At 66.9% G+C, this 641-nt stretch carries 1 protein-coding gene; it reads right to left on the minus strand.

Translation table 11 applies throughout. From position 1 onward, the window contains the following. On the minus strand, positions 1-401 hold a 401-nt coding region (locus AC1RQP_RS40175; RefSeq protein WP_492943312.1), incomplete at its 3' end, for a hypothetical protein. Positions 402-641 lie beyond the last annotated feature (240 nt).

Here is a 641-nt window from a genome sequence, read left to right on the forward strand (position 1 = left end):
CCCGCCAGCGCGGCGCTCAGCCGTTCGTCGTGACCTCGCGCCATGATGTCGGCCACCGTGAAGCAACCGTCGCTGAAGGCATCCGCCAGCGCGGCGACCAGCCTGCCCGGATCAATGTGGCGAACCCGGCCAGTGCCGTCGCAGTGCGGGCAAGGGATCGTGCCTCCCGGTTGATCGACTCGCCCAGCGGCCAGCGCGCCCCGCTGGTGCGTTGGATCGGCCGGGGTGGCCGGTGGCGCCTCGACGATACCGAGCGGCTGGCCGGTCGCCGGATCGATCCTGCGGCACGGTCCCGCCGCGCCGGAGCTGCCGAGCCGCCGCAGTTGTTCCCGCTTGAAGTCGGCGGCGCGGCGCTTCTGCCACGCCCGGCCGAGCTTTTCATCGATGTGGTGGCCGCCCATTTCACCCGCCTTTCTCGCCCGGACCCGGCGCGGCGCCGTGATCCGACACCACCTGCAGACGGATGCAGACAGGTCTCCGGTTTCAGACGTATAGGGTTTTTGGAAGATGGAACTTTTCCTATACGTATAAAAGCTGAGACCTGTCTGCATCCGTCTGCACGCCACCCTCTCTCAGTCTTTTGGCTGTCGGTTATTGGCGGCGAACAGCCGAATGCCGGAGAACGATCGGGTCATGGCGTG

This window comes from Bradyrhizobium sp. GW821-FHT13H06 (genome assembly GCF_058803975.1).